Origin of the sequence: Mesorhizobium sp. LHD-90 (genome assembly GCF_030929505.1) — a bacterium.
In the GTDB taxonomy this organism is placed as follows: Bacteria; Pseudomonadota; Alphaproteobacteria; order Rhizobiales; family Rhizobiaceae; genus Kumtagia.
The window spans coordinates 95,367-120,841 of sequence record NZ_JAVFVV010000005.1 but is presented as its reverse complement, the minus strand read 5'-3'; the positions used below and the strand labels follow the sequence as shown (position 1 = coordinate 120,841).

At 64.6% G+C, this 25,475-nt stretch carries 29 protein-coding genes; 22 read left to right on the top strand and 7 right to left on the bottom strand.

The window, feature by feature from the left end:
* The first annotated feature begins 62 nt into the window (after positions 1-62).
* The 9 genes from RB623_RS08340 (at position 63) to RB623_RS08300 (ending at position 8,581) form a co-directional block, all read left to right on the top strand.
* Positions 63-743 carry an outer membrane lipoprotein carrier protein LolA gene (locus tag RB623_RS08340; RefSeq protein WP_308056316.1) on the top strand — a complete coding sequence of 227 codons (681 nt, stop codon included), beginning with the start codon at positions 63-65 and terminating at the stop codon, positions 741-743.
* Between the two features lie 90 nt (positions 744-833).
* On the top strand, positions 834-992 hold the full coding sequence (locus tag RB623_RS08335) for a DUF3309 family protein (RefSeq protein WP_308056315.1): 159 nt from the start codon (positions 834-836) through the stop codon (positions 990-992).
* A 128-nt stretch (positions 993-1,120) separates the two neighbouring features.
* Positions 1,121-1,759, top strand: coding sequence for a class I SAM-dependent methyltransferase (locus RB623_RS08330; RefSeq protein ID WP_308056314.1), 639 nt, complete (start codon positions 1,121-1,123; stop codon positions 1,757-1,759).
* Positions 1,760-1,839: 80 nt separating this feature from the next.
* Positions 1,840-2,430, top strand: coding sequence for an MgtC/SapB family protein (locus RB623_RS08325; RefSeq protein WP_308056313.1), 591 nt, complete (start codon positions 1,840-1,842; stop codon positions 2,428-2,430).
* Positions 2,431-2,700: 270 nt separating this feature from the next.
* Complete coding sequence (gene leuC / locus RB623_RS08320) at positions 2,701-4,110, top strand: 3-isopropylmalate dehydratase large subunit (RefSeq protein WP_308056312.1); 1,410 nt, start codon at positions 2,701-2,703, stop codon at positions 4,108-4,110.
* A 130-nt stretch (positions 4,111-4,240) separates the two neighbouring features.
* Positions 4,241-5,455, top strand: a complete 1,215-nt coding sequence (locus RB623_RS08315) for a GGDEF domain-containing protein (RefSeq protein WP_308056311.1) — start codon at positions 4,241-4,243, stop codon at positions 5,453-5,455.
* A gap of 121 nt (positions 5,456-5,576) precedes the next feature.
* Positions 5,577-6,773 carry a GGDEF domain-containing protein gene (locus RB623_RS08310; protein ID WP_308056310.1) on the top strand — a complete coding sequence of 399 codons (1,197 nt, stop codon included), beginning with the start codon at positions 5,577-5,579 and terminating at the stop codon, positions 6,771-6,773.
* Between the two features lie 57 nt (positions 6,774-6,830).
* On the top strand, positions 6,831-7,805 hold the full coding sequence (locus RB623_RS08305; protein WP_308056309.1) for an amidohydrolase family protein: 975 nt from the start codon (positions 6,831-6,833) through the stop codon (positions 7,803-7,805).
* Between the two features lie 44 nt (positions 7,806-7,849).
* Positions 7,850-8,581 carry an SDR family oxidoreductase gene (locus RB623_RS08300; RefSeq protein ID WP_308056308.1) on the top strand — a complete coding sequence of 244 codons (732 nt, stop codon included), beginning with the start codon at positions 7,850-7,852 and terminating at the stop codon, positions 8,579-8,581.
* Between the two features lie 161 nt (positions 8,582-8,742).
* On the opposite strand, the gene RB623_RS08295 is transcribed toward RB623_RS08300, so the two are convergent.
* From RB623_RS08295 to RB623_RS08285, 3 genes are all read right to left on the bottom strand, one after another.
* A complete protein-coding gene (locus RB623_RS08295; RefSeq protein WP_308056307.1) occupies positions 8,743-9,585 on the bottom strand; it encodes a hypothetical protein in 843 nt (280 codons plus the stop codon).
* Positions 9,582-10,949 (bottom strand): hypothetical protein, encoded by a 1,368-nt coding sequence (locus RB623_RS08290; protein ID WP_308056306.1) that lies wholly within the window; start codon positions 10,947-10,949, stop codon positions 9,582-9,584. The genes RB623_RS08295 and RB623_RS08290 overlap by 4 nt, the downstream gene beginning before the upstream one ends.
* Before the next feature lie 176 nt (positions 10,950-11,125).
* Entirely contained in the window at positions 11,126-11,491 is a 366-nt protein-coding gene (locus RB623_RS08285; RefSeq protein ID WP_308056305.1) for a hypothetical protein, read from the bottom strand.
* Between the two features lie 651 nt (positions 11,492-12,142).
* On the opposite strand from RB623_RS08285, the gene RB623_RS08280 reads away from it, so the two are divergent.
* The 7 genes from RB623_RS08280 to RB623_RS08250 all read left to right on the top strand — a co-directional run bounded on the left by RB623_RS08280 (position 12,143) and on the right by RB623_RS08250 (position 17,260).
* The gene (locus tag RB623_RS08280) at positions 12,143-12,442 is read left to right on the top strand and encodes a hypothetical protein (RefSeq protein WP_308056304.1); all 300 of its coding nucleotides are present in this window, start codon (positions 12,143-12,145) and stop codon (positions 12,440-12,442) included.
* Positions 12,443-12,732: 290 nt separating this feature from the next.
* Complete coding sequence (sdhC, locus tag RB623_RS08275; protein WP_308056303.1) at positions 12,733-13,149, top strand: succinate dehydrogenase, cytochrome b556 subunit; 417 nt, start codon at positions 12,733-12,735, stop codon at positions 13,147-13,149.
* A gap of 2 nt (positions 13,150-13,151) precedes the next feature.
* Positions 13,152-13,547 (top strand): succinate dehydrogenase, hydrophobic membrane anchor protein, encoded by a 396-nt coding sequence (sdhD, locus tag RB623_RS08270; RefSeq protein WP_308056302.1) that lies wholly within the window; start codon positions 13,152-13,154, stop codon positions 13,545-13,547.
* A 4-nt stretch (positions 13,548-13,551) separates the two neighbouring features.
* The gene (gene sdhA, locus RB623_RS08265; RefSeq protein WP_308056301.1) at positions 13,552-15,390 is read left to right on the top strand and encodes a succinate dehydrogenase flavoprotein subunit; all 1,839 of its coding nucleotides are present in this window, start codon (positions 13,552-13,554) and stop codon (positions 15,388-15,390) included.
* Between the two features lie 85 nt (positions 15,391-15,475).
* Positions 15,476-15,775, top strand: coding sequence for a virulence factor (locus tag RB623_RS08260; protein WP_308056300.1), 300 nt, complete (start codon positions 15,476-15,478; stop codon positions 15,773-15,775).
* Positions 15,776-15,781: 6 nt separating this feature from the next.
* Complete coding sequence (locus RB623_RS08255) at positions 15,782-16,561, top strand: succinate dehydrogenase iron-sulfur subunit (protein WP_308056299.1); 780 nt, start codon at positions 15,782-15,784, stop codon at positions 16,559-16,561.
* A 57-nt stretch (positions 16,562-16,618) separates the two neighbouring features.
* On the top strand, positions 16,619-17,260 hold the full coding sequence (locus RB623_RS08250; protein WP_308056298.1) for a DUF480 domain-containing protein: 642 nt from the start codon (positions 16,619-16,621) through the stop codon (positions 17,258-17,260).
* Here RB623_RS08250 and RB623_RS08245 read toward each other — a convergent pair.
* Positions 17,257-17,673: an OsmC family protein gene (locus tag RB623_RS08245; RefSeq protein ID WP_308056297.1), complete on the bottom strand. Its 417-nt coding sequence runs from the start codon at positions 17,671-17,673 to the stop codon at positions 17,257-17,259. The two genes, RB623_RS08250 and RB623_RS08245, sit on opposite strands and share 4 nt — an antisense overlap.
* 210 nt (positions 17,674-17,883) lie before the next feature.
* Here RB623_RS08245 and RB623_RS08240 point away from each other — a divergent pair, with 210 nt between their 5' ends.
* Together RB623_RS08240 and RB623_RS08235 are read left to right on the top strand one after the other, a co-directional pair.
* On the top strand, positions 17,884-18,102 hold the full coding sequence (locus RB623_RS08240; protein ID WP_308056296.1) for a hypothetical protein: 219 nt from the start codon (positions 17,884-17,886) through the stop codon (positions 18,100-18,102).
* Positions 18,099-18,455, top strand: coding sequence for a YciI family protein (locus tag RB623_RS08235; protein ID WP_308056295.1), 357 nt, complete (start codon positions 18,099-18,101; stop codon positions 18,453-18,455). Before RB623_RS08240 ends, RB623_RS08235 begins: the two co-directional genes overlap by 4 nt.
* A 65-nt stretch (positions 18,456-18,520) precedes the next feature.
* Here the strand turns inward: RB623_RS08235 and RB623_RS08230 are convergent, their stop codons facing one another.
* A complete protein-coding gene (locus RB623_RS08230; RefSeq protein ID WP_308056294.1) occupies positions 18,521-18,979 on the bottom strand; it encodes a YbaK/EbsC family protein in 459 nt (152 codons plus the stop codon).
* A gap of 141 nt (positions 18,980-19,120) precedes the next feature.
* Between RB623_RS08230 and RB623_RS08225 the strand changes: the two genes are divergently transcribed.
* Complete coding sequence (locus tag RB623_RS08225; RefSeq protein ID WP_308056293.1) at positions 19,121-19,498, top strand: YciI family protein; 378 nt, start codon at positions 19,121-19,123, stop codon at positions 19,496-19,498.
* Between the two features lie 378 nt (positions 19,499-19,876).
* Positions 19,877-22,060: a calcium-binding protein gene (locus RB623_RS08220; protein WP_308056292.1), complete on the top strand. Its 2,184-nt coding sequence runs from the start codon at positions 19,877-19,879 to the stop codon at positions 22,058-22,060.
* A gap of 12 nt (positions 22,061-22,072) precedes the next feature.
* On the opposite strand, the gene RB623_RS08215 is transcribed toward RB623_RS08220, so the two are convergent.
* The gene (locus RB623_RS08215; RefSeq protein WP_308056291.1) at positions 22,073-23,335 is read right to left on the bottom strand and encodes a ubiquinone biosynthesis hydroxylase; all 1,263 of its coding nucleotides are present in this window, start codon (positions 23,333-23,335) and stop codon (positions 22,073-22,075) included.
* Positions 23,336-23,432: 97 nt separating this feature from the next.
* Positions 23,433-23,948, bottom strand: coding sequence for an N-acetyltransferase family protein (locus RB623_RS08210; protein WP_374121655.1), 516 nt, complete (start codon positions 23,946-23,948; stop codon positions 23,433-23,435).
* Between the two features lie 89 nt (positions 23,949-24,037).
* On the opposite strand from RB623_RS08210, the gene tesB reads away from it, so the two are divergent.
* Together tesB and RB623_RS08200 are read left to right on the top strand one after the other, a co-directional pair.
* The gene (gene tesB, locus RB623_RS08205; RefSeq protein WP_308056289.1) at positions 24,038-24,910 is read left to right on the top strand and encodes an acyl-CoA thioesterase II; all 873 of its coding nucleotides are present in this window, start codon (positions 24,038-24,040) and stop codon (positions 24,908-24,910) included.
* A gap of 220 nt (positions 24,911-25,130) precedes the next feature.
* Positions 25,131-25,469 carry a P-II family nitrogen regulator gene (locus tag RB623_RS08200; RefSeq protein WP_308056288.1) on the top strand — a complete coding sequence of 113 codons (339 nt, stop codon included), beginning with the start codon at positions 25,131-25,133 and terminating at the stop codon, positions 25,467-25,469.
* Positions 25,470-25,475: the final 6 nt, after the last annotated feature.

The following is a 25,475-nucleotide window of genomic DNA, read 5'->3' as shown; positions in this document are numbered from 1 at the left end:
AAACTAAAGCCCAACTACATTCATAGCTGGATGCAGACGCAAATCGGATTTGGGTGAAAAGGATGACGAACATGCCCGCTGACATCGGCCTTGGCGCGCGCACGCGCCGCAGCGTGATCGGCATGGCGCTCGGCATCGCGGGCGCAGTCGCGCTGGCTGCGCTCCCGGTGTTCACGCCGCCGGCGGCCGCCCAGGCGACGGCGACGGCTCAGAAGATCGCCGACCATTTCGCCTCCATCCGCTCGATGACCGGCGAATTCGTGCAGTTCGACGCGCGCGGCCGGCAGACCGGCGGGAAATTCTACATCCAGCGGCCGGGAAAAGTCCGGTTCAACTATGACGGCAATGCCGGATTCCGGGTGATCTCCGACGGCGATTCGGTGGTGCTCGAAAATCCCAGGATGAAGACGATGGATCTCTATCCCTTGTCGAAGACGCCGCTGAAACTGTTGCTCAACGACCGTATCGACCTTTCTGGCAATAAGGTGCGCAGCGTCAAGGAGGAGCCGGACCAGACGGTGATCCAACTGGTAGACAAGTCGTCCTTCGGCAATTCCAGGATCACCATGAAGTTCGACCCCTCCAATTACGAACTCAAGGAGTGGACGATCACCGACGCCCAAGGCAAGGACACCACGGTGATGATCTTCAACGTGCGCCAGGACGTGAAGATCGACCAAAGCCTGTTCACCATCGACTACAAGAAGAACATCGAGATCAACCGCAAGAAGTCGAACCGGTAGTTCGCGGACCGGCGGGCATAGCCTGGCCGGGAACCCGAAACCCACACGCGCATTGTCTTTCCATTCGGCCAGTCAATCCGGAGGACGGCAATGACGCTGACGACCATTCTGATCATCATCCTGATCCTGATCCTCATCGGCGCCGTGCCGGCATGGCCGCATTCGCGGGCTTGGGGCTATGGCCCGTCCGGCATCGTTGGCGTCATTCTTGTCGTGCTGCTGATCCTGCTGCTGATGGGCCGAATCTGAGCCGATTGACCAGCCACTTGGCTTCACAATAGGGGCAGCGGGTTGGTGCAGCCGCCCGCAAACCTTGTTTCGCTTGCCCGAACGTTCTTGTCCTGCCACCTTCGCGGGAAAGAGGGACAGCACGACAGATGAACGATCTCAACAAGGCGGCGGCGGCACTCGATTCCGTCTACACAGCGGGATCGCCCGAGGCTCTGGCGGAGGCCTATGCCGCGTGGGCCGCGACCTATGACGGCGAGACGGCGGCGCTAGGCTACTTGCTGCCCTTCCTGATCGTTGCCTGGATCACGCGGTACGTGCCGGTCGCCGAGGGACCGCTGCTCGACGCAGGCTGCGGCACCGGCCTGTCGGGACCGCAACTCGTGGCGCTGGGCTATGGCGACCTTGCCGGGCTCGACCTGTCGGAGGATATGTTGAAGATCGCCGGCTCGCGCGGCAGCTACAACGATCTCCGGCAGGCGGCATTGGGCGGGCCGCTGCCCTGGCCAGATGGCCATTTCCGCGCCTTTTTCTCGACGGGGGTGTTCACCATGGGCCACGCGCCGGCATCCAGCCTGCGTGAACTCGCCCGGATCACGCGAAAGGGTGGCCACGCGATCTTCACTGTACGCGACAAGGTTTTTGAAAGCGGCGGTTTTCGGGCTGTTTTCGATGACCTCGAGCGGCAGGGTAAATGGCGACCGGTCGAGGAAAGCCCGTGGTTCCGCTGCTACGCCATTGCCGAGCCGGATGCGGTGGTGAAGGCGTTCGTGTTTGAGATCACCTGACGCGGAACTCTTTGCCGGCTGGCGGCCTGCAGGGAACCTCCGTCGCGACGCCGCGTTAGCTGCGAGCTTTTGAGGGATTCATGGATCAGCTCGCCGCCGAATTTGGCCATCCGACCTATACGTCCTTTCCCGTGATCGCCGCGCGGCTGCTGCTGGCGGCAATCTTCGGCGCGGCGATCGGCTTCGAGCGTGAATGGCGCAACCGGCCGGCGGGCCTGCGCACCCACATCCTGGTCTGCGTGGCCGCCGCCACCTTTGCGATCCTGACGATCGAGATCATCCATGCGCCGATGTTCACCACAGATGCTTTGAAAGACGCGGTGAAGGTCGACCCGATCCGCGTCGTCGAGGCGGTGACGGCCGGCGTCGCCTTCCTCGCCGCCGGGGTGGTCATCTTCACGCGCGGGCAGGTGCATGGGCTGACGACGGGCGCCGGCATGTGGCTCGCCGGCGCCATCGGCGTGGCGTGCGGGCTCGGGCTCTGGCAGATCGCGCTGTTCTCGACCCTGCTGGCGCTGGCCGTGCTGGTGCTTCTCTATACGTTCGAGAGCAGCATGGATATGAACCAGGGGGACGATTTCGAGCTGCCGGAGGAGGAGCGCAAGTCCGCCAAGCGGGCGATCAGTCCGAAGGAGGACGATCCGTCGAAGGTGAAGCCCGCCGAGGGCTGAGGGACCGGACCAAGCCGCAGGTGTCCCCTGCCGCGCGCGGCTGCGTCACAATTGCCGCCGGGTCAAAAGCTTGATATGAGCGGCGCGATGGAAGAGCTTTTCGGAGATCCGAGCTACAAGGGCTTCGTGCTGCAGGACAAGAAACGCCTGCCCGCGCGGTTCTACGCCCGTATCTCGGGCGCGCTGCTTTCCCGACTTCGCTGAAGCCGACGGGCTTCCGGCTGTCGCCGGACTTTTCCACTTCCTCATTCCTATCGACGGATAAAGACCATGAGCGCACCGCGCACCCTCTACGACAAGATTTTCGACGACCACGTCGTCGACCGCCAGGACGACGGCACCTGCCTGCTCTATATCGACCGCCACCTCGTGCATGAGGTCACCAGCCCGCAGGCCTTTGAGGGCCTGCGCATGGCCGGCCGCAAGGTGCGGCACCCGGAAAAAACGCTGGCCGTCGTCGACCACAACGTGCCGACCTCGCCGGACCGCAAGAACGGCATCAAGAACGAGGAAAGCCGCATCCAGGTCGAGGCGCTGGCCAAGAATGCCGCCGACTTCGGCGTTGAGTATTATTCCGAGAACGACGTCCGTCAGGGCATCGTGCATATCGTCGGCCCCGAGCAGGGGTTTACGCAGCCGGGCATGACGATCGTCTGCGGCGACAGCCACACCTCAACGCATGGTGCTTTCGGCGCGCTGGCGCACGGCATCGGCACGTCTGAGGTCGAACATGTGCTCGCCACCCAGACGCTGATCCAGAAGAAGGCCAAGAACATGCTGGTGCGCGTCGACGGGCAACTGCCGCCCGGCGTCACCGCCAAGGACATCATCCTCGCCATCATCGGCGAGATCGGCACGGCAGGCGGCACCGGCTACGTCATCGAATATGCCGGCGAGGCAATCCGCGCGCTGTCGATGGAAGGCCGCATGACCATCTGTAACATGAGCATTGAGGGCGGGGCACGCGCCGGCCTCATCGCGCCGGACGAGACGACCTTCGCCTATGTCAAGGACAAGCCCCGCTCGCCCAAGGGCGAGGCGTTGGAGGCCGCGCTCGCCTACTGGAAGACGCTGAAGTCAGACGAAGGCGCGCATTTCGACAAGGTCATCGTGCTCGACGCGGCAAAGCTGCCGCCGATCGTCACCTGGGGTTCCTCGCCTGAGGACGTCGTGTCGATCAATGGCATCGTGCCGGACCCCGAGGCGATCGAGGACGAGAACAAGCGCAACTCGAAGAAGCGCGCGCTCGACTATATGGGCCTGGAGCCGGGCACCAAGATCACCGATATCAAGCTCGACCGCGTCTTCATCGGTTCCTGCACCAACGGCCGCATCGAGGACCTGCGCGCCGTGGCCAAGGTGGTCGACGGCAAACGCGTCGCCGCCACGGTCGACGCCATGATCGTGCCGGGCTCGGGCCTGGTGAAGGAGCAGGCGGAAGCCGAGGGCCTCGACAGGATCTTCAAGGAGGCCGGCTTCGACTGGCGCGAGCCGGGCTGCTCCATGTGCCTTGCCATGAACGACGATCGGCTGAAGCCGCACGAGCGCTGCGCATCCACCTCGAACCGCAATTTCGAGGGCCGCCAGGGTTTTAAGGGCCGCACCCATCTGGTGTCGCCTGCCATGGCGGCGGCGGCCGCGATCGCCGGGCACTTCGTCGATATCCGCGACTGGAACTGACGCCCCAACGCGGCGCGCCGCCACCCGCCGCCAGTGACTCGGCCTGCAATCACCGGTAGATGCAGGCCGAGACTTAACCTCTTCTTTGGCACTTTTTGCCTAACATCTTTCCCTAGGGAAACCATTCGGGGTGGCGTTGGACCAAGGGCTCTTCATCGCTCTGCTCAACCCGTCGCTGTCGGCAGTCTTGTCGGCGGCGTTTTTTGTGCTGTGGACGGTGCGGCGCCAGGCCGGCTACGTGCTACAGCTTTGCCTCTGCTACTGTCTGGTCGCCATCGGCTTCGTGCTGCAGGGGTTCCAACTCGGCCTGGGATTCGAACTCTCGAAGCTGGTGTCCAACCTGCTCTTCTTCACTGCCGTGTTCCTGTTCGTCTCGGCGGTCGTGTCGCGGCAGAAACTGCCGGTGCCGCGGGCCGCGCTGCTGGTCTGCGCGGCTGCCGGCATGTCGGCGTTCACCTGGTTCCTGTTCGTGGTGCCGGACTTCGGCGCGCGCGTCTTTGCCGTCAACTACGCGCTGGGGGCGATGTGCGCGGTCGGCGTGTTCCGGCTGCGGCAGTCGACCAGCGTCGCGCCGGCCGACAGGCTGCTGACGTGGCTCGCCGGGCTTAGGGCGCTCGACTTCTTCATCCGGCCGGCGGTGGTGGCGTTGCTCGACGGCGGGGGGGCTGGCGATGCTTCTTTCGTAGGCTCGTCCTATTGGCTGACGACGAGCCTTTCGGTTGTCGTCTGGTCGTTGATGATCGCGCTTACGCTGCTCACCGCTGTCGGGTTCGATATCATCCAGGAGTTCCGCACCGAATCGCATACCGACGCGCTGTCGGGCCTGCTCAACCGCCGCGGGTTTCACGACCGGACGCGAGCCTTCTTCGATCTCCCGGCAGGCAGCAAGGTTCCGGTCGGCCTGGTTCTGGCCGACCTCGACCACTTCAAGGCAGTCAACGACCGCCACGGCCACGCCGCCGGCGACGCGGTTATCACCGCCTTCGCCCGCCTGCTCCGTCAAACCGGGTCGGACAAGGCGATCATCGGTCGAACCGGCGGCGAGGAGTTCGCGGTGTTCATGCCGCACTGCGATCTTGGCGCGGCCCGGCTCTTCGCTGAAGGCGTGCGGGCGGCTTTGGGGTCTGGTGCGCTGGAAGGCACGGTGCCAGGCCTCGGACCGGTCACCTGCAGTTTTGGCGTTGCGGCACGGTCCGGCGGCGAAAGCCTTGACGCGCTGTTCAAGCGCGCCGACGATGCGCTGATGCAGGCCAAGCGGGCCGGCCGCGACCGCGTCCGGGTCACCTATGTCAGGTCCGAGACGGATCTGGAAGCAGACGCGGCCGGGATGCTGCGCGGCGCCTGAACGGAACCGGCGGGCTGCTTACCCGATTGAACTCGGCAGACGGGTGACCCAGGGTTAACGGCTTCTTCGGAAGCCTGTGTTTTGTCTTTCGTCAACCCGCATGATGCGGCGGAGAGACTGAATGAGCGGAGCGGGATTTATCCTCGCGATCAATTTTGTCGTGGCCGGCCTGCTCGCCGCCGCCTTTCTCACGGTCGCCCTCTATGACGCCAAGCTTACCGCGGCGCGCTGGTTCGCGCTCGGCTACGGGCTCGGCATGGCCTATTTCGGCGTCGAGTTCACCATCTACATGCTGGGCAGCAACACGCCGGCCGTGGTGTTCTCCTTCGCCATGGTGCTGGCCGGCATGGCGCTGTTCAACGTCGGGCTTGCCGAGAAATACTCGGTCCGCAACCCGCGCACGGCGATCGCCGTCACCTTCATCCTGTCGGTGGTCGTCTGCACGCTGATCCAGGACATGCCACGCACCTCGTTCTGGCGCATGCTGGCCTATCAGGCGCCCTACTTCGCCATGCAGATGATAGGCGTATGGATTGTCGGCCTGTCGCGCGCCCGCGGGCGGCTGGACACGGTACTGCTCGTGCTTCTGTCGGCAAGCTCTCTGCAGTTCCTGTCGAAGCCGTTCCTGATGGTTTTCGCCGGCGGCACGGGAGCGACGCCGCAGGACTACCTCACGACGAATTACGCGCTGTTTTCGCAGACGCTGGCCACCATCTTCGCCATCGGCATCGCGCTGCTGATGCTGGTGATCATGGTGCGCGACATTCTGGCCGTCGTGACCTCCAAGTCCGAGACCGATACCTTGTCCGGCCTCTACAACCGCGGCGGCTTCGAGCGGCTGGCGGCCTCGGCGCTGGAAGACACCGCGCGCCAGGGAACGCCGGCCGCGCTCGTCATGGCCGATCTCGACCACTTCAAGACCGTCAACGACACGTTCGGTCATGCCAGCGGTGACCGCGTCATCCAGGCATTTGCCACCGTCCTGAAGGATGCTGCCGGCACCCGCCCGATCGCGGCCCGGCTCGGCGGCGAGGAGTTCGCCATCGTCCTGCCGGGCGCAAATCTGGTCGCCGCGCGGCTTTTTGCCGAGGGCGTGCGCAGCGCTTTCTCCACCCTGCCGGTCGGCGGGCTGCCGTCCGACATGCGCTTCACCGCGAGTTTCGGTGTTGCGGAACTGCTACCGCCGGAAAACCTGTCGGGACTGATGCGGCGGGCCGACGAGGCGCTTTACGTCGCCAAGAAGGATGGGCGCGACTGCGTACGGGTTGCGCGGCCGGCGGCGGTGATGCCCAGCGCGCTGGTGGGCCGGGCGGGGTGAATCGGGCTTGGAACCAGCCATGACGAACAACAATCACGGTGGGCAGCGCAGGTTCTGTTGAGGGGAAGCAGACATCAGCATGGCATCTCTTCCAGCCGGCGACCGATCGTCGATGCCCATGCGCACCTCTACGACAGCCGTGCGATCCGTTACGGCATCTTTGAAGATCGGAATCCGACCTTCGAGGCACTGGTCGGCGACTACGACGCGCTGCCGCGCGTCTATGGCATCGACGATTATCTGCGAAGCACCCGGTCGCGCGCCGTTTCAGGTCTCGTCTGGCATGAATTCATCGCCGAGGATACGCTCGGAGAGATTGCATGGGCGCGGCGGCTTGCGGCGTCCACCTCGTTGCCGATGGCGCTTGTAGGCGTGGTGGACTTTGCCGATCCGGGATTGCCGCGCCAGCTCGAAGCCTATCGTAACGTGCCGGGCCTCTCTGCCGTGCGCCAGCATCTCGGCTGGGACGAGAAGGTTCCGCTTCGCCGGATGGCCGCGCGGCCGGACTTCATGAGTGACCCGGACTGGCTCAAGGGGCTAGGCTCGCTGCAAGGGCGCGACCTGCACTGCGGACTCGAGGTTTTTGCGCCGCAACTGCCGGAACTGCTTGGCGTGGTTCGCGCTCACCCCCAGATCGGCTTCACCATAGCTGTGATGGGTTGGCCGACCGATCGCGGTGCCGAGGGCTTTTCGCGTTGGCGCACGGACATGCTGGCGCTTGGCCGCTGCGGCAATACCTGTGCCAGCATCTCCGCCGTCGAGTGCATTTTCGGTCTCGACTGGAGCGAGACTGAAGTCGACCCCTGGATCCTCACTGTCATCGAAGCCTTCGGCCCGCAGCGGTGCATGTTCGGCAGCCATCTTCCCATCGACGGCCTGTCCTATGGATTCGACCGGCTCTACGATGCCTACGAGCATATCGTCTCCAGCTTCTCCGACGACGAAAAGGACGCGATGTTCCGGGGGACTGCCGCGGCCTGGTTCCGGATACCACAGCAAAAGCCCGACACTATCGTGGGCGCTGTTGCATAGGCGGTGTGCGATCAGCGGCTATCATCGACGCGAGAGATGTTGCCATGGCTCGAATGACGGACAAGGTTGCGCTGGTGTTGGGTGGTGCAAAGGGTATCGGCCTTGCCATCGCGGAACGGCTTGCAGCCGAGGGTGCGGCGGTGTTTCTTACGGGACGGCAGCGCAGAGAGGTCGAAACGGCAGCCAGGAATATCGGACACGGGGCGCGTGGCATCGTCGCCGATGCCGGTATGCCGCAGGATGTGTCCAGGGCCATCGCGACGGTTCGGGATGAGCATGGCCGCATCGATGCGCTGGTTGTGAACGCGGGTATATCGGAACCGGCGCTGCTCGCCGACGAAACGCCGGAGCATTTCGAACGTCATTTCCTGGTCAATGTCCGCAGCTCGGTCCTCGCCCTGCAGGAGGCGGTCGGCATCATGGGAGACGGCAGCTCCGTCGTGCTCGTCGGCTCAGCCGCGGATACGGCTGGCGTGTCCTCCTACGGCACCTATTCCGCAAGCAAGGCCGCCTTGCGCTCCTATGCGCGCACCTGGACCGCTGAACTTGGGCCGCGCGGAATTCGCGTCAATGTCGTGAGCCCGGGTCCAACCGACACCGCGATGTTCGACGCGGTGTCGGACGAAGTGCGCTCGGCGCTTGTCGGCCACATCCCGCTCGGACGCATGGCTCGGCCCGAGGAAGTGGCCGCCGCGGTGCTGTTTCTGCTCAGCGACGAGGCGAGTTTCATCGCCGGTGCCGAGCTCTGCGTCGACGGTGGCATGCGGCAGGTTTGACGCTTGGATCGCTCGACCGCCATGCGCACATTCCATGCCGCCGATGCGCGAATGGATGGGCGCAGTGGCAGCTTGGTTGCCGTCCGGACGTCCGGCGTTCAAGGCGGATTTGGGAACGCTGGCGCATAGCGTGCGTCAGTAAAAATAGGCGGATCGTGACCCTATTTTTTCTTCGCGGTTTTCCCGCTGACCAGCCGGTAGGCCGACAGTTCCTCGCGCGAAAAGTAATAGAGGGCGCGCGGCGGCGTATCGAGCGCGTGCAGCCATAGTGCCGGATCGACGTCGAGGGACGCCAAATGCCGCGAAATCCGTGCGGTGGTGGACTGCGCGTCGGCCATGATCTGTTCGGGCGCGGACTCGATCGTGGCGGCGGCGTAGAACTGGTGCACGCCGATCGCCGCCTTGTCGCCGGCCGCGCGGTGTTTTCCGCCGGCCATCAGCAGCGGGCAGGAGGAGGCGCAAAGCGCGCCGTCGGCGACCTCGGTGTCGAGGCCGCGTTCGCGGATCAGGCGGGCCATCGCCATCGCGTCGTCCAGCGCGCCGCCGGGCGAATTCAGCGACACGGTCTTTACATATTCGCCACGCTCGTTCATTTCGGCGGCGAAACGTTCGGCGGTTCCCGGCTGGATGCTGCCTGTTGCCTTCAATCGGCCGCCGGGCTCGAGCGCAAAACTCATCGGCTTGCCGAGCAGGCTTTCTTCGGTCGTCAGGAAGGGACGCGGATCGGTCGAGGGAGCGTCGGGCACGCCGACCTTAACGGCGGGCGGCAGCACCGGCTCCATATCCGCGGGTGCTGCGATCTCGGCAAAAGCCCAGCCATTGGTTTCGGCGAGATCGCGCAGGTCGATCGCCAGAACGCTGACCGCGCCTATCAGCAGGCCGCGAAACCCCCAGCGAAGCACCTCGCCGTCGTCGAAGCGCGAGAGGTAGCGGACCAGCAGGTTGGGTCGCGTTTCCCGCTCCGTCGGCGCGTCGACCGACCGAATATCACCCGGCAGGCTCATGGCTCGAACCGCTTGCGGTCGGAGAGCGAAAGCGGCGTCACGTTTTCGGCGGTGCCTTGCCTGGCCGGCGGCTCCGGACGTTCCGGCTCAACCGGCGGCGATGCTTCCGACATGACGGGCGCACTGGCCGGCATGTCGTCCGCTGCATTGCTTTCCGCAGTCCTTTGCTCCCGCAGCCGTACCTGCAAAAGTTCGTTGTATTTCAGCGACCGCAGCATGTCGCCCGCCGTGATGCGATCGGCCTCTTCCAGATCGTCCTCGCCGCGCCGCATCACGCCATGCACCACCGCCATGATGCCGACCAGCACGGCGGGCAGGAGATCGATGGAGATCGCGCCGGCCCAGCTCGGAATGAAATCGCCGGCATAACGCAGCACGGCTTCCGCCGAGGTCAGCGGCACGTAGCGGCGCTCCGGCACTTTCGGCTGGTTGAGAATCTCGGCGGCCGCGTCGGACAGCGCCCTGGACTGCGCCGCGACCGAGGCGCGGATCGTCGCCATCACCTGGTCCTGGCGGCCGGCAAGGTCCGGGGTCGTGCCGTCGGCGACCGGAGCGATGAAGCCGACAGTCAGGTCGGCGGCGGCGCGGCTGACCGAGGCGGCGATCGACGTCTGCTCCAGCGATGAGATCACGCCCGACAGCGCCACCGATTCCGCTGCGAACTGGTCGGAGCGCTGCTCGATCGGCCCCGGCGCCGAGACCAGCCCGCGCATCGTCGAAAGATGTTTCTGGCCCTGCTCGAATGCCTGCTGGATCGGCTCGCGCGACGACTGGATGGTGGTCTCCAGTTCCTTCATCTGCGCTGCCATCTGGCTGAGCAGTTGCACCACGCTGCCGGAGCCGGAGGTGCCGGTCAGCGCGCCCGAGGCCTGCTCGTCGGCGGCAAGTCGCGAAAACCGCTCGCCGGCGCGCTGGATGTCGGGCAGCAGCGACAGCGCGCCCAGCGCGTTGCCATGCGCCTGGTCGAGGTCGGCGGTATATTCCTCGATGGTGATGGCGAGATGTTGCTCCACCGCCGCCGAACCGGCCAAGGCGGCGGCGTTCAGCCAGGACGACATGGCGATGATCATCGCCGAGCCGACCGCCATGATGCCGACCAGCGCCAGCCGCGAGCCGCCGTCGCGCATCTCCGGCAGGAAACGGATCAGGTAGGTCCAGAAGCCGTACATGGCGACGGACACCGACGCCGAGTAGATGACGGCCGCGAAGAACACGACCGTGGCGGAGCCGTCGAGCAGACTGCGCACGCCGAGATAGGTGTAGACGCCGCTCGCCAGCGCCAGCGTGGCGAGCACGAAACGCGTCATGGTTTCGAGGCCGGCAATATGGTCCTTCAGCCGGCGAGACTGGGCCGCATGGCTCATTTAAGGTTAACCGTTCCTCAACGCCCCGGTCGCCAAGCTTGGCCGGACAAAGGTGACCGAAAAAGGGCCGGGGCAGTTTCGCGGCCCGGAAGCGCCCTGGCGACCGATTGCAGATGGATCAGGACGTGGCGAAAACGGTGTTCACAGCCCGTCCGCCGCCAATTCCCGATGATCCCTCAGCGGCAGGGTCCCCCTTGCAGTGGAATTTCGCCCTGGTCGAAGCCATACATGTAGCTGCGGCCCTTCACCAATACCGGCGGCCGATAACAGCCTTCCGAGATGATCTCTCTGGCCGGGTCGGCATAGATGACCTCGCCGCCATCCGGCTGGCCCGCGCCGACAAATTTCGACAGGCGCTCGGCCTGGGCACCCTCGCCGACGATGATACGCTTGAAGCCGGCGGCGCTCTCGATGACGAGATTGCCGAAACTGTCGGCGTAGACCAGGTCTTGATCCCAGGCGGCGGCCGGCGCGGCCGTCGCGATCGCAAGGGCCGCGCTCATCGCGGCGCCTGCGAGAATTTCGAGTGCGAGACGCATCATGCTCTCCTTGGCTCGAGGCAAAGCCTCCTCGAATCGCAAGGTTAATACTTTCTTAACCAAAGTTAAGGGCACGGCATCTCGCCGCGCCGCCTATCGGGGATTATGGTTAACGACGGGAGGGCCATGAGCCATTTCCTTGCTGCGACTCCACTGCTGACCTCGGCCCGCTGCCGGGGTCGGCCGTCGATTTTCTCCGCCCGCCCTTTTGGGCTCACAGATGCAAAGGCGGGCCGTCCGGGCCTCGCAAATCGAGCGAAGCGCGTTGGACGAAAACCCTCTTCCGCCAATCCGTATCGCCCCGTAGTCGCCATGCGCGGCGCCGAAAAAAGAGGGTTCGTGAAGCGAATTACGCGGCTGCGGTCCTGCTACTCGAACAATTCTTTGAAACTGCTCGATCTTCCGGACTTCACACATGCGTGGCGAAGTGTCGCCCGCGGACGGCTTTCATCCCGGCTCCCCCACAGGAGGCCGTACAAGCCGCGTTCGGCCGGGCGCCCGAAGTCATTGAGATCGCGCCTGTTTCCAGCCCGCGGTGGATATCGGACCTGCCCCGCTCCCGCCCCATTGATCGCCGATCCTGTCCGAACTTATGCTTGGCGCCGATGAAGGAGGGTAGCGTTGCGTCGAATTGTTGGGATTGCCCTCCTGTCCATGCCCTTCGTGTGCCTTGCCGCCTGTGTCGGCGAAGGCGATGCCGCTTCCACCCATGCGGCGGCGCACCTGGAAAACCGGCCAGGCCTCGCGACATTCCGCTGTGAGGACGGTTCGATCACTGTCGACAACCGGTCGAGCGAGGTCGTGCTGACCGACATGAGCGGCGAGACCGTCACCCTGCCGGCCGCCCCCGCCGAACAACGCTCGCGCTACGGGCTGCCCGGATACGCGCTTGTTCTGGAAGGCAACAATGCGCTCTACGTCAAGGGCGGCAAGCCGATGGACTGCTCGCGATAGGTAGCCCGCCACGATTTTTTGTCCGATTTATACAGCGGCGGCGCAATCGGCGATTTTGCCTCCCTCGGCTGGTTTTCAGAGCCCTGGCGCGAGCGCCAATATGTTGAACCGATTGAAGTGCAGCGCACCCACACATTGCTCATTCTTCGTGACTAAATCCGCGCGCCGCAACGGTTTTTTGGCCTTTGACGCGGTGCGAAAAGCGCATTAAGTAGCCATCGTCCAGTCGCTTTCGGATACGGTCCATGTCGTTCCGGCGACGGGATGGGCGACGACGACAAGGGGCAGCCATGAGCCAATCACCAGCCACCCGCCAATCCCCGCGCGCCCGGCCGCTTTCGCCGCATCTCACCATTTACCGCCCAACCATCACGATGACGATGTCGATCGTCCATCGCATCACCGGCGGCGCCCTCTATTTCGGGACGCTGCTGGTCGTCTGGTGGCTGGTCGCGGCCTCGATCTCCGAAAGCTACTTCGATTTCGTCAACGGCATCTTCGGCTCCTGGCTCGGGCGCCTCGTGCTGTTCGGCTACACTTGGGCGCTGATGCACCACATGCTGGGCGGCATCCGCCACTTCGTCTGGGATACCGGGACAGGATTGGAAAAACACACGGCGTCGAAGATCGCCTGGGCAACGCTCGCCGGCTCGGTGGTGCTGACGCTGGCGATCTGGGTCGTCGGCTATCTGGCGCGGGGAGCCTGACCATGAGCAGCGGCAAGAACGACATGCGCACACCTCTCGGCAGGGTGCGCGGGCTGGGCTCGGCCCGCGAAGGCACCGAGCATTTCTGGCGGCAGCGGCTTACCGCCATCGCCAACGTTCCGCTGACCCTGTTCTTCGTCGGCCTTCTGATTTCGCTGAACGGGGCGGGGTTTGCGGAGACACGTGCCGTGCTTTCCAACCCGCTTGTGGCGCTGGTGCTGCTGCTGTTCGTGATATCCGGCCTCTACCACATGCGCATCGGCATGCAGGTGATCATCGAGGACTACGTGCATGGCGAGGGTATGAAGCTTGCCCTGCTGGTACTCAACACCTTCTTCACGGCCGCGGTCGGCGTCGCGGCCGGCTTTGCGCTTCTCAAAATGGCATTCGGGGGCTGATCCAGTGGCAAACGCACCGTCCGCGGCCGCCGGCAAAGGCTACAGGTTCGTCGATCACAAGTTCGACGTGGTGGTGGTGGGCGCCGGCGGCGCCGGCTTGCGCGCCACGCTCGGCATGGCCGAGCAGGGCCTGCGCACGGCCTGCATCACAAAGGTCTTCCCGACGCGCTCGCACACCGTTGCCGCGCAGGGCGGCATTGCCGCCTCGCTGGCCAATATGGGGCCGGACAATTGGCAATGGCACATGTACGACACCGTCAAGGGGTCGGACTGGCTGGGCGACGTTGATGCCATGGAATACATGGTCCAGCAGGCGCCGGCCGCCGTCTACGAGCTCGAGCACTATGGCGTTCCCTTCTCGCGCACCGAGGAGGGAAAGATCTACCAGCGCCCGTTCGGCGGCCACATGACCCAGTTCGGCGAGGGCCCGCCGGTGCAGCGCACCTGCGCCGCCGCCGACCGCACCGGCCATGCCATCCTGCATACGCTCTACGGCCAGTCGCTGCGCCACAGCGCCCAGTTCTTCGTCGAATATTTCGCGCTCGACCTGATCATGTCGGAAGACGGCAGCCGCTGCACCGGCGTGGTCGCCTGGAACCTCGACGACGGCACCATCCATCGCTTCTCGGCAAAGATGGTTGTGCTGGCGACCGGCGGCTATGGGCGGGCCTATTTCTCGGCGACCTCGGCGCATACCTGCACCGGCGACGGCGGCGGCATGGTGGCGCGCGCCGGGCTGCCGTTGCAGGACATGGAGTTCGTGCAGTTCCATCCGACCGGCATCTACGGCGCAGGATGCCTGATCACTGAGGGCGCGCGCGGCGAGGGCGGTTATCTCGTCAATTCCGAGGGCGAGCGTTTTATGGAGCGCTACGCGCCCTCGGCCAAGGATCTTGCGTCCCGCGACGTGGTCTCGCGTTGCATGACGATGGAAATCCGCGATGGGCGCGGCGTCGGCAAGAACAAGGACCACATCTTCCTGCATCTCGACCACCTCGATCCGGCGGTGCTGCACGAACGGCTGCCGGGCATCTCGGAATCGGCCAAGATTTTCGCCGGCGTCGACGTCACCCGCGAGCCGATTCCGGTGCTGCCAACCGTTCACTACAATATGGGCGGCATCCCGACGAATTATTGGGGCGAGGTGCTAAACCCGACACCGGAAAAACCTGATGCCGTGTTTCCCGGCCTGATGGCGGTCGGCGAAGCGGGCTGCGCCTCGGTCCACGGCGCCAACCGGCTTGGCTCCAACTCGCTGATCGACCTCGTCGTGTTCGGCCGCGCCGCGGCGATCCGCGCCGGCCAGGTCATCGACCGCAAGTCGGCGATCCCGTCCATCAACGAAGCCTCCGTCGACAAGATCATGGAGCGCTTCGACCGGCTGCGGAATGCCAACGGCTCGACCCCGACCGCGGTGCTGCGGGAGAAGATGCAGCGCGCCATGCAGGAGGACGCCGCCGTGTTCCGCACGCAGGAATCGCTGGCCAAGGGTTGCGAACGGATTTCGGCGATCTGGAGCGAACTGCCGGACATAAAAGTGTCCGACCGCTCGATGATCTGGAATTCCGACCTCGTCGAGACGCTGGAACTGGAGAACCTGATGGCCAATGCCATCACCACGGTCTACGGCGCGGAGGCGCGCAAGGAGAGCCGCGGAGCGCATGCCCGCGAGGATTTTTCCGCCCGCGACGACGTGAACTGGCGCAAGCATACGCTGTCTTGGCTCGATCCGTCCGGAAAAGTGACGCTCGGCTACCGTCCGGTGCACACGGAAACCATGCTGCCGGTAGAGCAGGGCGGCATCGACCCCAAGAAGATCGCGCCCAAGGCGCGGGTGTATTAGGCGATGGGTAAATTGCGAGAGTGGCGATGAAAGGGCTTTCGCCATGAATGTGATGATGGGTCACAACCGCCCGAGGAGCGGAAGAATGTACGCGATCACCTTTGATCTCGATACACAGACGCTTGAAGCGAGCTATGGAAGCGGCTCTTGGCGCAACGCCTATACGGATATCCGCAACGCACTTCGGAAACATGGCTTCGATTGGCAACAAGGTAGCGTCTACTTCGGCGACGAGAGCGTAAATGCGATCACCTGCGTTCTGGCCGCTCAGGATCTGACCCGGAAGTTTCCGTGGTTTCGTGCGTCCGTGCGAGACATGAGAATGCTGCGGATCGAGGAGAACAACGATCTCGGTCCGGCGATCGAACTTGCCGCGCAAGGATAGCCAGACATGGTCGAACTCACCCTCCCCAAAAATTCGAAGATCAATGCCGGCAAGACCTGGCCGAAGCCTGAAGGCGCGACCAGCCTGCGCGAGTACAAGATCTACCGCTGGTCGCCGGACGACGACGAGAATCCGCGCGTCGACACCTATTTCGTCGATCTCGACGATTGCGGGCCGATGGTGCTCGACGCGCTGCTCTGGATCAAGAACAAGGTCGATCCGACGCTGACGCTGCGCCGCTCCTGCCGCGAAGGCATCTGCGGCTCCTGCGCCATGAACATCGACGGCGCCAACACGCTGGCCTGCACCAAGGGCATGGACGACATTTCCGGCGCGGTGAAAGTCTATCCGCTGCCGCATATGCCGGTGGTCAAGGACCTCGTGCCGGACCTAACAGTGCCCTACGCCCAGCTCACCTCGATCGAACCGTGGCTGAAGACCGCCTCGCCGGAGCCGGCCAAGGAATGGCTGCAGAGCCACGAGGACCGACAAAAGCTCGATGGGCTCTACGAGTGCATCCTGTGCTTCTGCTGCTCGACCTCCTGCCCGAGCTACTGGTGGAACGGCGAGCGCTATCTCGGTCCGGCCGTGCTCTTGCAGGCCTATCGCTGGCTGATCGATTCGCGCGACGAGGCCAAGGGCGAGCGGCTCGACAATCTGGAGGACCCGTTCCGGCTCTATCGCTGCCACACCATCATGAACTGCACGCAGACCTGTCCAAAGGGTCTCAATCCGGCCAAGGCGATCGCCGAGATCAAGAAGATGATGGTGGAGAGGCGGGTCTGAGGCTGCGCCGCCGCGTGCCCCTTGCCGCGCCGGCGCTCATTTGCGAGAAGCGACGGCATGAGCAGCGACCTTCCCATCCTTAACGCTCTCGAAGTCCGCGTGTTGGGCTGCCTGATGGAAAAGCAGCTTCTGACGCCGGACGTCTATCCGATGACGCTCAACGCGTTGCAGTCGGCGACCAACCAGAAAACCTCGCGCGAGCCGGTGATGGCGTTGGAGCCTGTCGACATCAACCGCACGCTCAAGTCGCTCGAGGAGAAGGGCCTGGCGCGGCGGATGATGGCGTCGCGCGTTGACCGCTACGAGCAGACGGCGTCGCGGAAATTCAGCCTAACCACGCCACAGAGCGCGCTGGTCGCCATGCTCCTGCTGCGCGGTCCGCAGACGCTGAACGAATTGCAGACCCGCACCGACCGCATGGCCAACTTCAGCTCTGCCGACGCCGTGCGTACCGAACTCGACATGCTGATCGGCCGCCGTCCGCCGCTGGTGAAGGAGATCGGACGCGCGCCCGGCCAGCGCGAGGACCGTTTTGCGCATCTTTTGGCCGGTGATGTCGATGTGTCATCGATCCCCACGCCGGCGGCCCGCGGCGCCGCTCCCGCCGGCTCCGCGCTGAGCGAACTGGAAGACCGCGTTCGCCAGCTGGAGGAAGAGATCGCCGCGCTGAAGGCCAGGCTAGAGGCCGTGGGCGCCTAGGCCAGTTTTGCGTCGAGCGACACGTTGATTGCGCCCAGCGCGCGCGACACCGGGCATTCGGCCTTGGCCTTGTCGGCCAGTTCCTTGAACTTTTCCGCGCTGATGCCCGGCACCGAGCCGGTCAGCGTGATGGCGCTGCCGGTTCCCGGCACCAGCGTCACCACCGCCTTGGCGTCGAGCTTTTCGGCCGGCGTGCCGTTCTCGGCAAGGAAATGCGAAAGCTGCATGGCGAAGCAGCCGGCATGGGCGGCCGCCAGCAGTTCCTCCGGATTGGTGCCCGACTTGCCGCTCTCGTCCTCGAAGCGGCCCTTGAACGAATAGGGCAATGCCTTCAGCGCTCCGCTCTGGGCGTCGAGCGTGCCCGAACCTTCTTTCAGTGTGCCTTTCCAGACGGCGGTGGCGTGACGGTCCATGATGGTCTCCTTGGGTTGCGCTTGCGAGCCGTTGCGGCTTCGGCGGAAACTATAGCGCGCGTCCGTGACGGCGCCAGCGCCGCGCTGCTGAAAAGCACGCCGGGCACGGAACTCGGCCGTGAAAAAAATCCGCGTGCGAAAATGTCGGCTTGCCGAACCGGCATCCGTCCTGCGTGCGACCGCGCCGATGCGGCTGAACGGAGGCCTATCATGAGCTTGCTTTTCGATGCCTTTCCGAAAGAGTCGTCCCATGCCGGTCTGGCCGAAGACCGGCTTCGTCCAAGGCCCGCCGGGATGTTCCGGCTGGCGATGGCGATTTGCCTGATCACTGCTGTCGTCGGCGCGCTCGAGTTCGGGGCGCAGCAAACAGGCGATGAAGCCGCGAGGCTTGCCGCCTATGATGCCCGGCAACAGGGAGACGTGCGATGAAATACATGTGCCTGGTCTATGGCCAGGAGAAGGACCTGCATGCGCTGACGCCGCAGGGCCGGGAAAAGCTCGACGCATCCTCGCTCGCCTACGACCGTTCCTTGCAGGTCAGCGGCCGGTTCATCGCCGCCGAAGCGTTGCAGTCGGTCAGGACCGCCAAAAGCGTGCGCCGGCGCAAGGGCAGGACGCTGGTCACCGACGGTCCGTTCGCCGAAACCAAGGAGCAACTGCTCGGTTTCATCCTGATCGAGGCGAAAGATCTCGATGAGGCGTTGGAAATCGCCGCCGACATCCCGGTGGCCGAAATGGGTACGGTCGAGGTCAGGGCAATCTACGACATTCCGGAGCCGTGAGGCTGGGAAAATCGGGGAAAAACCGGCAGTCGGGGTCAAACGGTCCCGATTTCCTCGCACCGAGTCTATTGGCAGACATCGACCCATTCGCCGGCGACCAGCGCAACCATGCGCTCCGGTGCAAGCCTGACCGCGGCGTTGGTGGCGCCCGCCGCCGGAACGACCTCGCCGAAACTTTTCAGCGAGGCGTCGCAATAAACCGGCAGCGGCGCCGGCAGGCCGAAGGGGCAGACGCCGCCGACCGGATGGCTGGTGACTGCCACGACTTCCTCGGCGCCCAGCATGCGCGGCTTGCCGCCGAACCGGTCCTTGAATTTGCGGTTGTCCAGCCGCGCTAGCCCGCCGGCGACGACCAGCATCACCTGGTCTCCGACGCGCAGGCAGATGGTCTTGGCGATCTGCGCCGGCTCGACGCCATGCGCGTCGGCTGCAAGTTGCACCGTGGCGGAACTGGCGTCCGTGACGATGACGTCGATGTCGGGGGCTTTTTCGGCGAAGAAGGCGCGGACGGATTCGAGCGACATGCGAGCACGACTACAGATCACCGACCCGGCTGACAATCTGCCCGCGCCGGCCGCTGCTATGGTCCAGACGAAATGTCGGCAGGAACGTGGTGCGTGCGTCCTTGATCCGTCTCAGGGGTAGCCGCCAGAAGGGAGTGAAAGATGCAGTACATCTGCCTGATCTATCATGACGAAAGAATCTTCCAGCGCATGTCGGCGTCCGAGATCGAGACGATGCAGCGCGAGGCGCGAGCCTATGACGAGCGATTGGGAAGTGAGGGCAAGATCGCCATGGCGCGGCCGCTCAAACGCCCGCACAGCGCGAAGACCGTTCGCGTGCGGGCGAAAAAACGTCACATCGTCGATGGGCCGTTCGCCGAAACCAAGGAGCAACTGATCGGTTTCGTCCTGATCGAGGCCGAAAGCATGGACGAGGCCGTCGAACTGGCCAGCATGAGCCCGATGGCCAAAACCGGCTTCATCGAGGTGCGCGGCATCTCATTTCATGGCGATCCCGACCTGGAACAGCCGACGGGTTGACGATCCAACCCCTTTTCCGCGCGGCAGCCTCAGCGTACCGCCGAGCTGGCACTAGAATTTCCGGTCGTCCAGCCGCGCCAGTTCGATACCAGGCGCTTCGGCCGTCAGTTGCACCGCGCCGTATCTTTTCTGTGACGATAACTGCGATGGCCGGAGCTTCTTCGGTGAAGAAGGCGTGAACGGATTCGAGCCTCACGGCGGCGGACAAGCAGCCGCGCCATCAGGCAATCATAAGTTGCAGCGACCCGATCTTGCCTGCCGATGCCCTGGATGGGTCGACGCGGAGCCGACTGGCTTGCAGACTATCCCAAGTTGAAATAGTCTCCGGACTTGGGTGTGCCTGCTGAAATCGGCGGGGTTGTTTCAAGGGGGCTTGGGATGCCAAACACTCCGACGCTTTGGGGCGGCGCTGTCCAGGCGAATACCACCGATACAATCAACGATCCATTCGCGGGGCTGCTGTCGGGCCAGGGCAACGCGCAAGTCGCCGCCATCGGAGGCGGGCGCTTCGTCGTCATCTGGGAGGACGACACCAACACGTTCGGCTTCGGGCTCGGCCCCAAGGACATCGTCGGCCAGGTCTTCGACGCGACCGGTGCGAAGGTCGGCAGCGAGTTCGTCGTCAACGTGGTCTATGCCGACTACGACCAGAGCCAGCCGGATATCGTCGCGTTGCCAGGAGGCGGCTTTGCGGTGGCAATGAAGAGCCTTGGCGATCCGCTTCTCGAAGATGGAGAAAACATCATCGTCGAGATCTTCGATGCCGATGGCGTCAAGGTGTCTGATGACGATTTCCGACAGTTCCCCGGCGGCCCCGATTTCGTCGACGACACGAGGCCTTCGCTCACCGCCGTGTCCGGCGGCTATGCCGTCGTCTACCAGCAGTCGGACGGCGTCGACGAGGACATCGTCGGCCACATCGTCTCGGGCGGCGTGATCGGAACCGCCTTCACCGTCGAAGGCACGGCCGGAACCGGACGCGATCCGGAGACGACCACGCTGGAGAATGGCAATTTCGTGGTGGTCTACGAGGTCGAGGCCGCTGGCGGGGCGACCCAGGTCCGCGCGCAGATACGCACGCCGACCGCAACCCTCGTCACCGACTTCCTGATCGATTCCGACAGCGCGGACGATTTCGGCCCGGTAAAGGTGGCCGCGCTCACCGGCGGCCGCTTCGCCGTTGCCTTCCAGAAGGAGAACGTGGATGGCAACCGGCCCGGCATCCTGGTCAAGACCTACGAAGCCGATGGAAGCCTGGTTGCCGATACCGACAGCATGACCTTCGCCACTACGGTCGACGGCGTGACGGAGCCTGCGATCGTGGGGACGCCGGACGGCGGCTTCGTCGTCGTCTGGCACGAGAACGAAACAGGGGCGATCCGCGGGCAGCGGTTCTACGATGACGACGAGGCCTTCGCCAGAGGCCGGGAATTCATCGTGGCCGACATCGCTGGCACCTTGTCGTCGCCGCAGATCACAGTGCTCGGCGACGGCCGCCTGCTCATCTCGTTCGTCAGGGACGAGGGTGGTGGGGACTCGGACGTCTTCACCACCATCTGGGACCCGCGCGACAGCCCGATCACCGGAACCGTCGGCGACGACGCCCTTACTGCGCGTGTCGAGGGGGCGACGATCCACGGGCTCGGCGGCAACGATACGTTGTATGGCGGGGCTGGAAACGACGTGCTGCATGGTGGCCGCGGCATCGATCGGATGGAAGGAGATGCCGGCAACGATATCTACTACGTCTACGAGGCGGGGGATGTAGTTGTCGAACTGCCAGGGCACGGATCGAATGACTGGGTCGCAACCGGAACGGACTACCGTCTCGCGGCCGGCGCCGAGATCGAGAAGTTCACCACCACCAACGTCGGCGGACTGACGGCCATCGACCTGACGGGCAACGCCTTCTCCCAGGTAATCCATGGCAATGCCGGAAGGAATTGGATCGACGGCGGCGGCGGCGGTGACCGGATGATCGGTCACGGGGGTAACGACGTCTATATCGTCAATTCGGACGCCGACATCATCGTCGAGGCAGTCAACGAGGGCGCCTTGGATATCGTCGCTGTCCGGACGAGCTACGTCCTGACTACGGGCGCCGAGATTGAAAGCTTGCGCACCACGAATTTTGGAGGGCTGTCGCCGATCAACCTGACAGGGAATGAGTTCGGGCAGACCGTCTACGGCAACGCCGGCAACAACGTCATCAACGGTGGCAGCGGCAACGACACGCTTTTCGGGCTCGGCGGGGCCGACACTTTCGTCTACGACACGCCGCTCGGGCCGAACAATGTGGACACGCTTGCCGATTTTGTCAGCGGAGAGGACTTCATCCATCTCGATAATGCGGTGTTTGCAGGTATGGCACCGGGCGCGCTTTCGGCAGCCGCCTTTTTCGGGGGCACGGCTGCGACGACGGCCGGTCACCGCGTTATCTATGATTCGGCCAACGGACGATTGCTGTTCGATGCGGACGGCAACGGCGCGGCACTTGCGGTCGAATTCGCCGCCGTGTCGCCGGGCCTTCCCGTCGCCTTCAGCGATTTCTTCGTCGTCTGACGCGGCCTCCGGTCAGATCCCCTCGCCGCGCAAAAGCCTCGGCGTGCCGCCGGTCAGGCCCGACGCCTGGCGGATGAAATAGTCCTTCAGGCGCGGCATGCGGTCGACCAGGCCGAGGCCGATATCGCGCACCGCGCGCAGCGGAGCGAAATCGTTGGAGAACAGGCGGTTCAGCACGTCGGTGGTGATGCCCATCTGCACCGTGTCGAAGCGACGCCACTGCTGATAGCGCTCCAGAACGTCGAACGCGCCGATATCCTGCCCGAGCCGGTCGGCCTCGACTACCGTTTCGGCCAGTGCCGCGGCATCCTTGAAGCCGAGGTTGAGCCCCTGGCCGGCGATCGGATGGATGCCGTGGGCGGCGTCGCCGGCCAGCGCGAAGCGTGGTTTCACGAAGTCGCGCGCAAGCGTCAGGCCCAGCGGCCAGGCGCGAGGCTTGCCCTCGACGCGGATCTCGCCGAGCTTCAGGCCGAAACGCAACTCCAGCTCGGTCTCGAACACCAGTTCGTCGGAGGCGACCAGCCGCTCGGCGGCGTCGGTTCGCTCGGTCCAGACGATGGAGGAACGGTTGCCGCCATCGTCACCCGCCGGCAGCGGCAGGATGGCGAAGGGGCCCGCCGGCAGAAAATGCTCCTCCGCCCGGCCGCCATGCGGCCGCTCGTGGCCGACTGTGCAGACGATGCCGGACTGGCCATAATCCCAGTGCAAGGTCTTGATGCCGGCCATATCGCGCAGCCTCGACTTCACGCCGTCGGCCGCGACGAGCAGGCGGGTGCGGATTGTCACGCCGTCGGCGAGGTGCACCAGCGCCATGCCGGAGCCGGTCTCGAACCCCTCGACGGCGACGCCCTCGATGATGTCGATGCCGAGTTCGGCGGCGCGGCGGCGCAGGCTGCCATTCAGCACCTTGTTGGAGACCATGTGAGCGAAGGGCTCCCCGGTCCCAACGTCGCCGCCGAAGGTCAGGAACACCGGCCGTACCGGATCGCCGGTGCGCGAATCGGTGACGATCATGTCGGTGATCGGCTGCGCCCTGGGCTCGATCTCGTCCCAGCAGCCGAGTTGCCCGAGCATGCGGCAGGCGGCTGCCGCGATCGCCGAGGCGCGCCCGTCGCGCTCCCAGGCGCCGGCCGGCGCGGCGTCGACGACGGCCACGGCCAGGTTCGGTCGCGCCTGGCGGATGGATACGGCCACGGCAAGGCCGACATAACCCGCGCCTGCCACGAGCACGTCGAGCGCCGGGATTTTCGTGTTCGCGTCCTGTGGCTTGATCATCACATGCCTCGCATTCGCTGACTGGCGCCGGAGGGTCGGCGATCCCCACACTATATGGTTATGGCCGCGCGGTCACCGTTGCCGTGTTACCCGGACGTCAGAGCGGCCGCTGCATGCGGTGCCTGACATGGGTCTTGGCGCGGATGGCCGCCGGCGGAAAACTCCGCTCCAGCCGGAATCCTTCGCGCTCCCAGAAGGCGCGGCCGCGCACATTCTCATCCAGCACCGCAACCAGCATACGTCCGGCATTTTCGGTGCGCGCCATCGCCGCCAGATGCTCGACAAGCGCTTGTCCCAACCCTTTTCCCCGATGGGCGGGGTCGATCAACAGCAGTCCGATATAGGCGTCGCCGGCCTCGGGATAACCGAACGCCATGTCGGCGATGGCGACAAGCCCGTCGCGGTCGAGGAAGACCCCCAGCTTTCCCGAGGCGGCAAGATCTGAGCCCGGCGGACAGGCGGCGAAAAAATCCTCGACCATCCTGTCGTCCGGCGCGCCGCCGCTCTCCATCGACACATAATCGGCGGCACGGTCATAGAATTCGCGGACGGCCGGGGCGTCTTCACGGGAAGACAACGGGCGAATCCGGACCGACTCGAATGCGGGAGGCATGAAAAGCCCTTTGATGACCATAGGCACCGCCCTTGACGGGACTGCCATGTTGCCCCAGACGCAAGTCGCACAAAAGCAAGGAAGACCCAATGTCCGCCGCCATGCGGGAGCTGCTCTCCATTCTCGACCTGGAGAAGCTCGAACACAACCTCTATCGCGGTCGCAGCCCGAAGGAGAGCTGGCAGCGCGTGTTCGGCGGGCAGACGATCGCCCAGGCTCTGGTAGCCGCGCAACGCACCGTCGAGGCGGACCGCCATGTGCATTCGCTGCACGGTTACTTCATCCGGCCGGGCGACACCGCTGCGCCTGTCATCTACGAAGTCGAGCGCACCCGCGACGGCGGTTCCTTCACCACGCGGCGCGTTGCGGCGATTCAGCACGGCAAGACGATCTTTTCGCTCGAAGCCTCGTTCCAGGCCGACGAGGACGGGCTGGACCACCAGATGCCGATGCCGGACGTGCCGGAACCCGAAACGCTGATGGCGCCCGCCGACCTGCTGCGTGAATATGGCGACGCCGTTCCGGAAGGGGTGCGCCGCTACTGGGCCCGCGAAAGGCCGCTGGACATCCGGCCGGTCATCCTCGAGCACTATACCAGCCGCGAAAAACTGCCGCCGGCGCAGCATATCTGGATCCGCACCACCGGCCCCGTGCCTGCCGACCGGGCATTGCGCTGCGCCATACTGGCCTATCTCTCCGACATGACGCTGCTCGACACTTCGACTTTCGCGCATGGGCGCGCCGTATTCGACCGCGACCTGCAGGCGGCGAGCCTCGATCATGCCATGTGGTTCCACCGGCAGGACCCGCTCGACGGTTGGCTGCTCTATGCGCAGGACAGCCCCTCGGCCAGCGGGGCGCGCGGCTTCACCCGCGGCGCGCTCTATTCCCGCGGCGGCGTGCTGATCGCGTCCGTTGCACAGGAAGGACTCATCCGCCTGCGGAAGTCGCCTGCCCAATAGGCAAAATTTAGTTTTTGCCTATTTTTTAGGCGATGGCTTTGCCGCATGCACGATGCCAGCGGGCCGCGAAGCGCGCAATTCCGTTCGATTCCAAAAGGTTAAGGCGTGCCCCACGCAGTTGGCACGCAGTTTGAATTGCCCTTTGCACTCACCGGCTGCCTCGCGGCAACCGCCGAGGCACGAAACGCGGGGGAACCCGCAGAGCAAAGGGTGAAACCTTATGAAAATCGTGATGGCTATCATCAAGCCGTTCAAGCTCGACGAGGTGCGCGAAGCGCTCACCGCCGTCGGGATTCAGGGCCTGACCGTCACCGAAGTCAAAGGCTACGGGCGTCAAAAGGGTCATACGGAAATCTACCGCGGCGCGGAATACGCGGTGAGCTTCCTGCCGAAGATCAAGATCGAGGTCGCCGTCGGCACCGACATGGCCGACAAGGCCGTGGAAGCCATCACCTCGGCGGCCAAGACCGGACAGATCGGCGACGGCAAGGTCTTCGTCTTTTCGATCGACCAGGCGGTGCGCATCCGCACCGGCGAGACCGACACCGACGCGCTCTAAGGCACG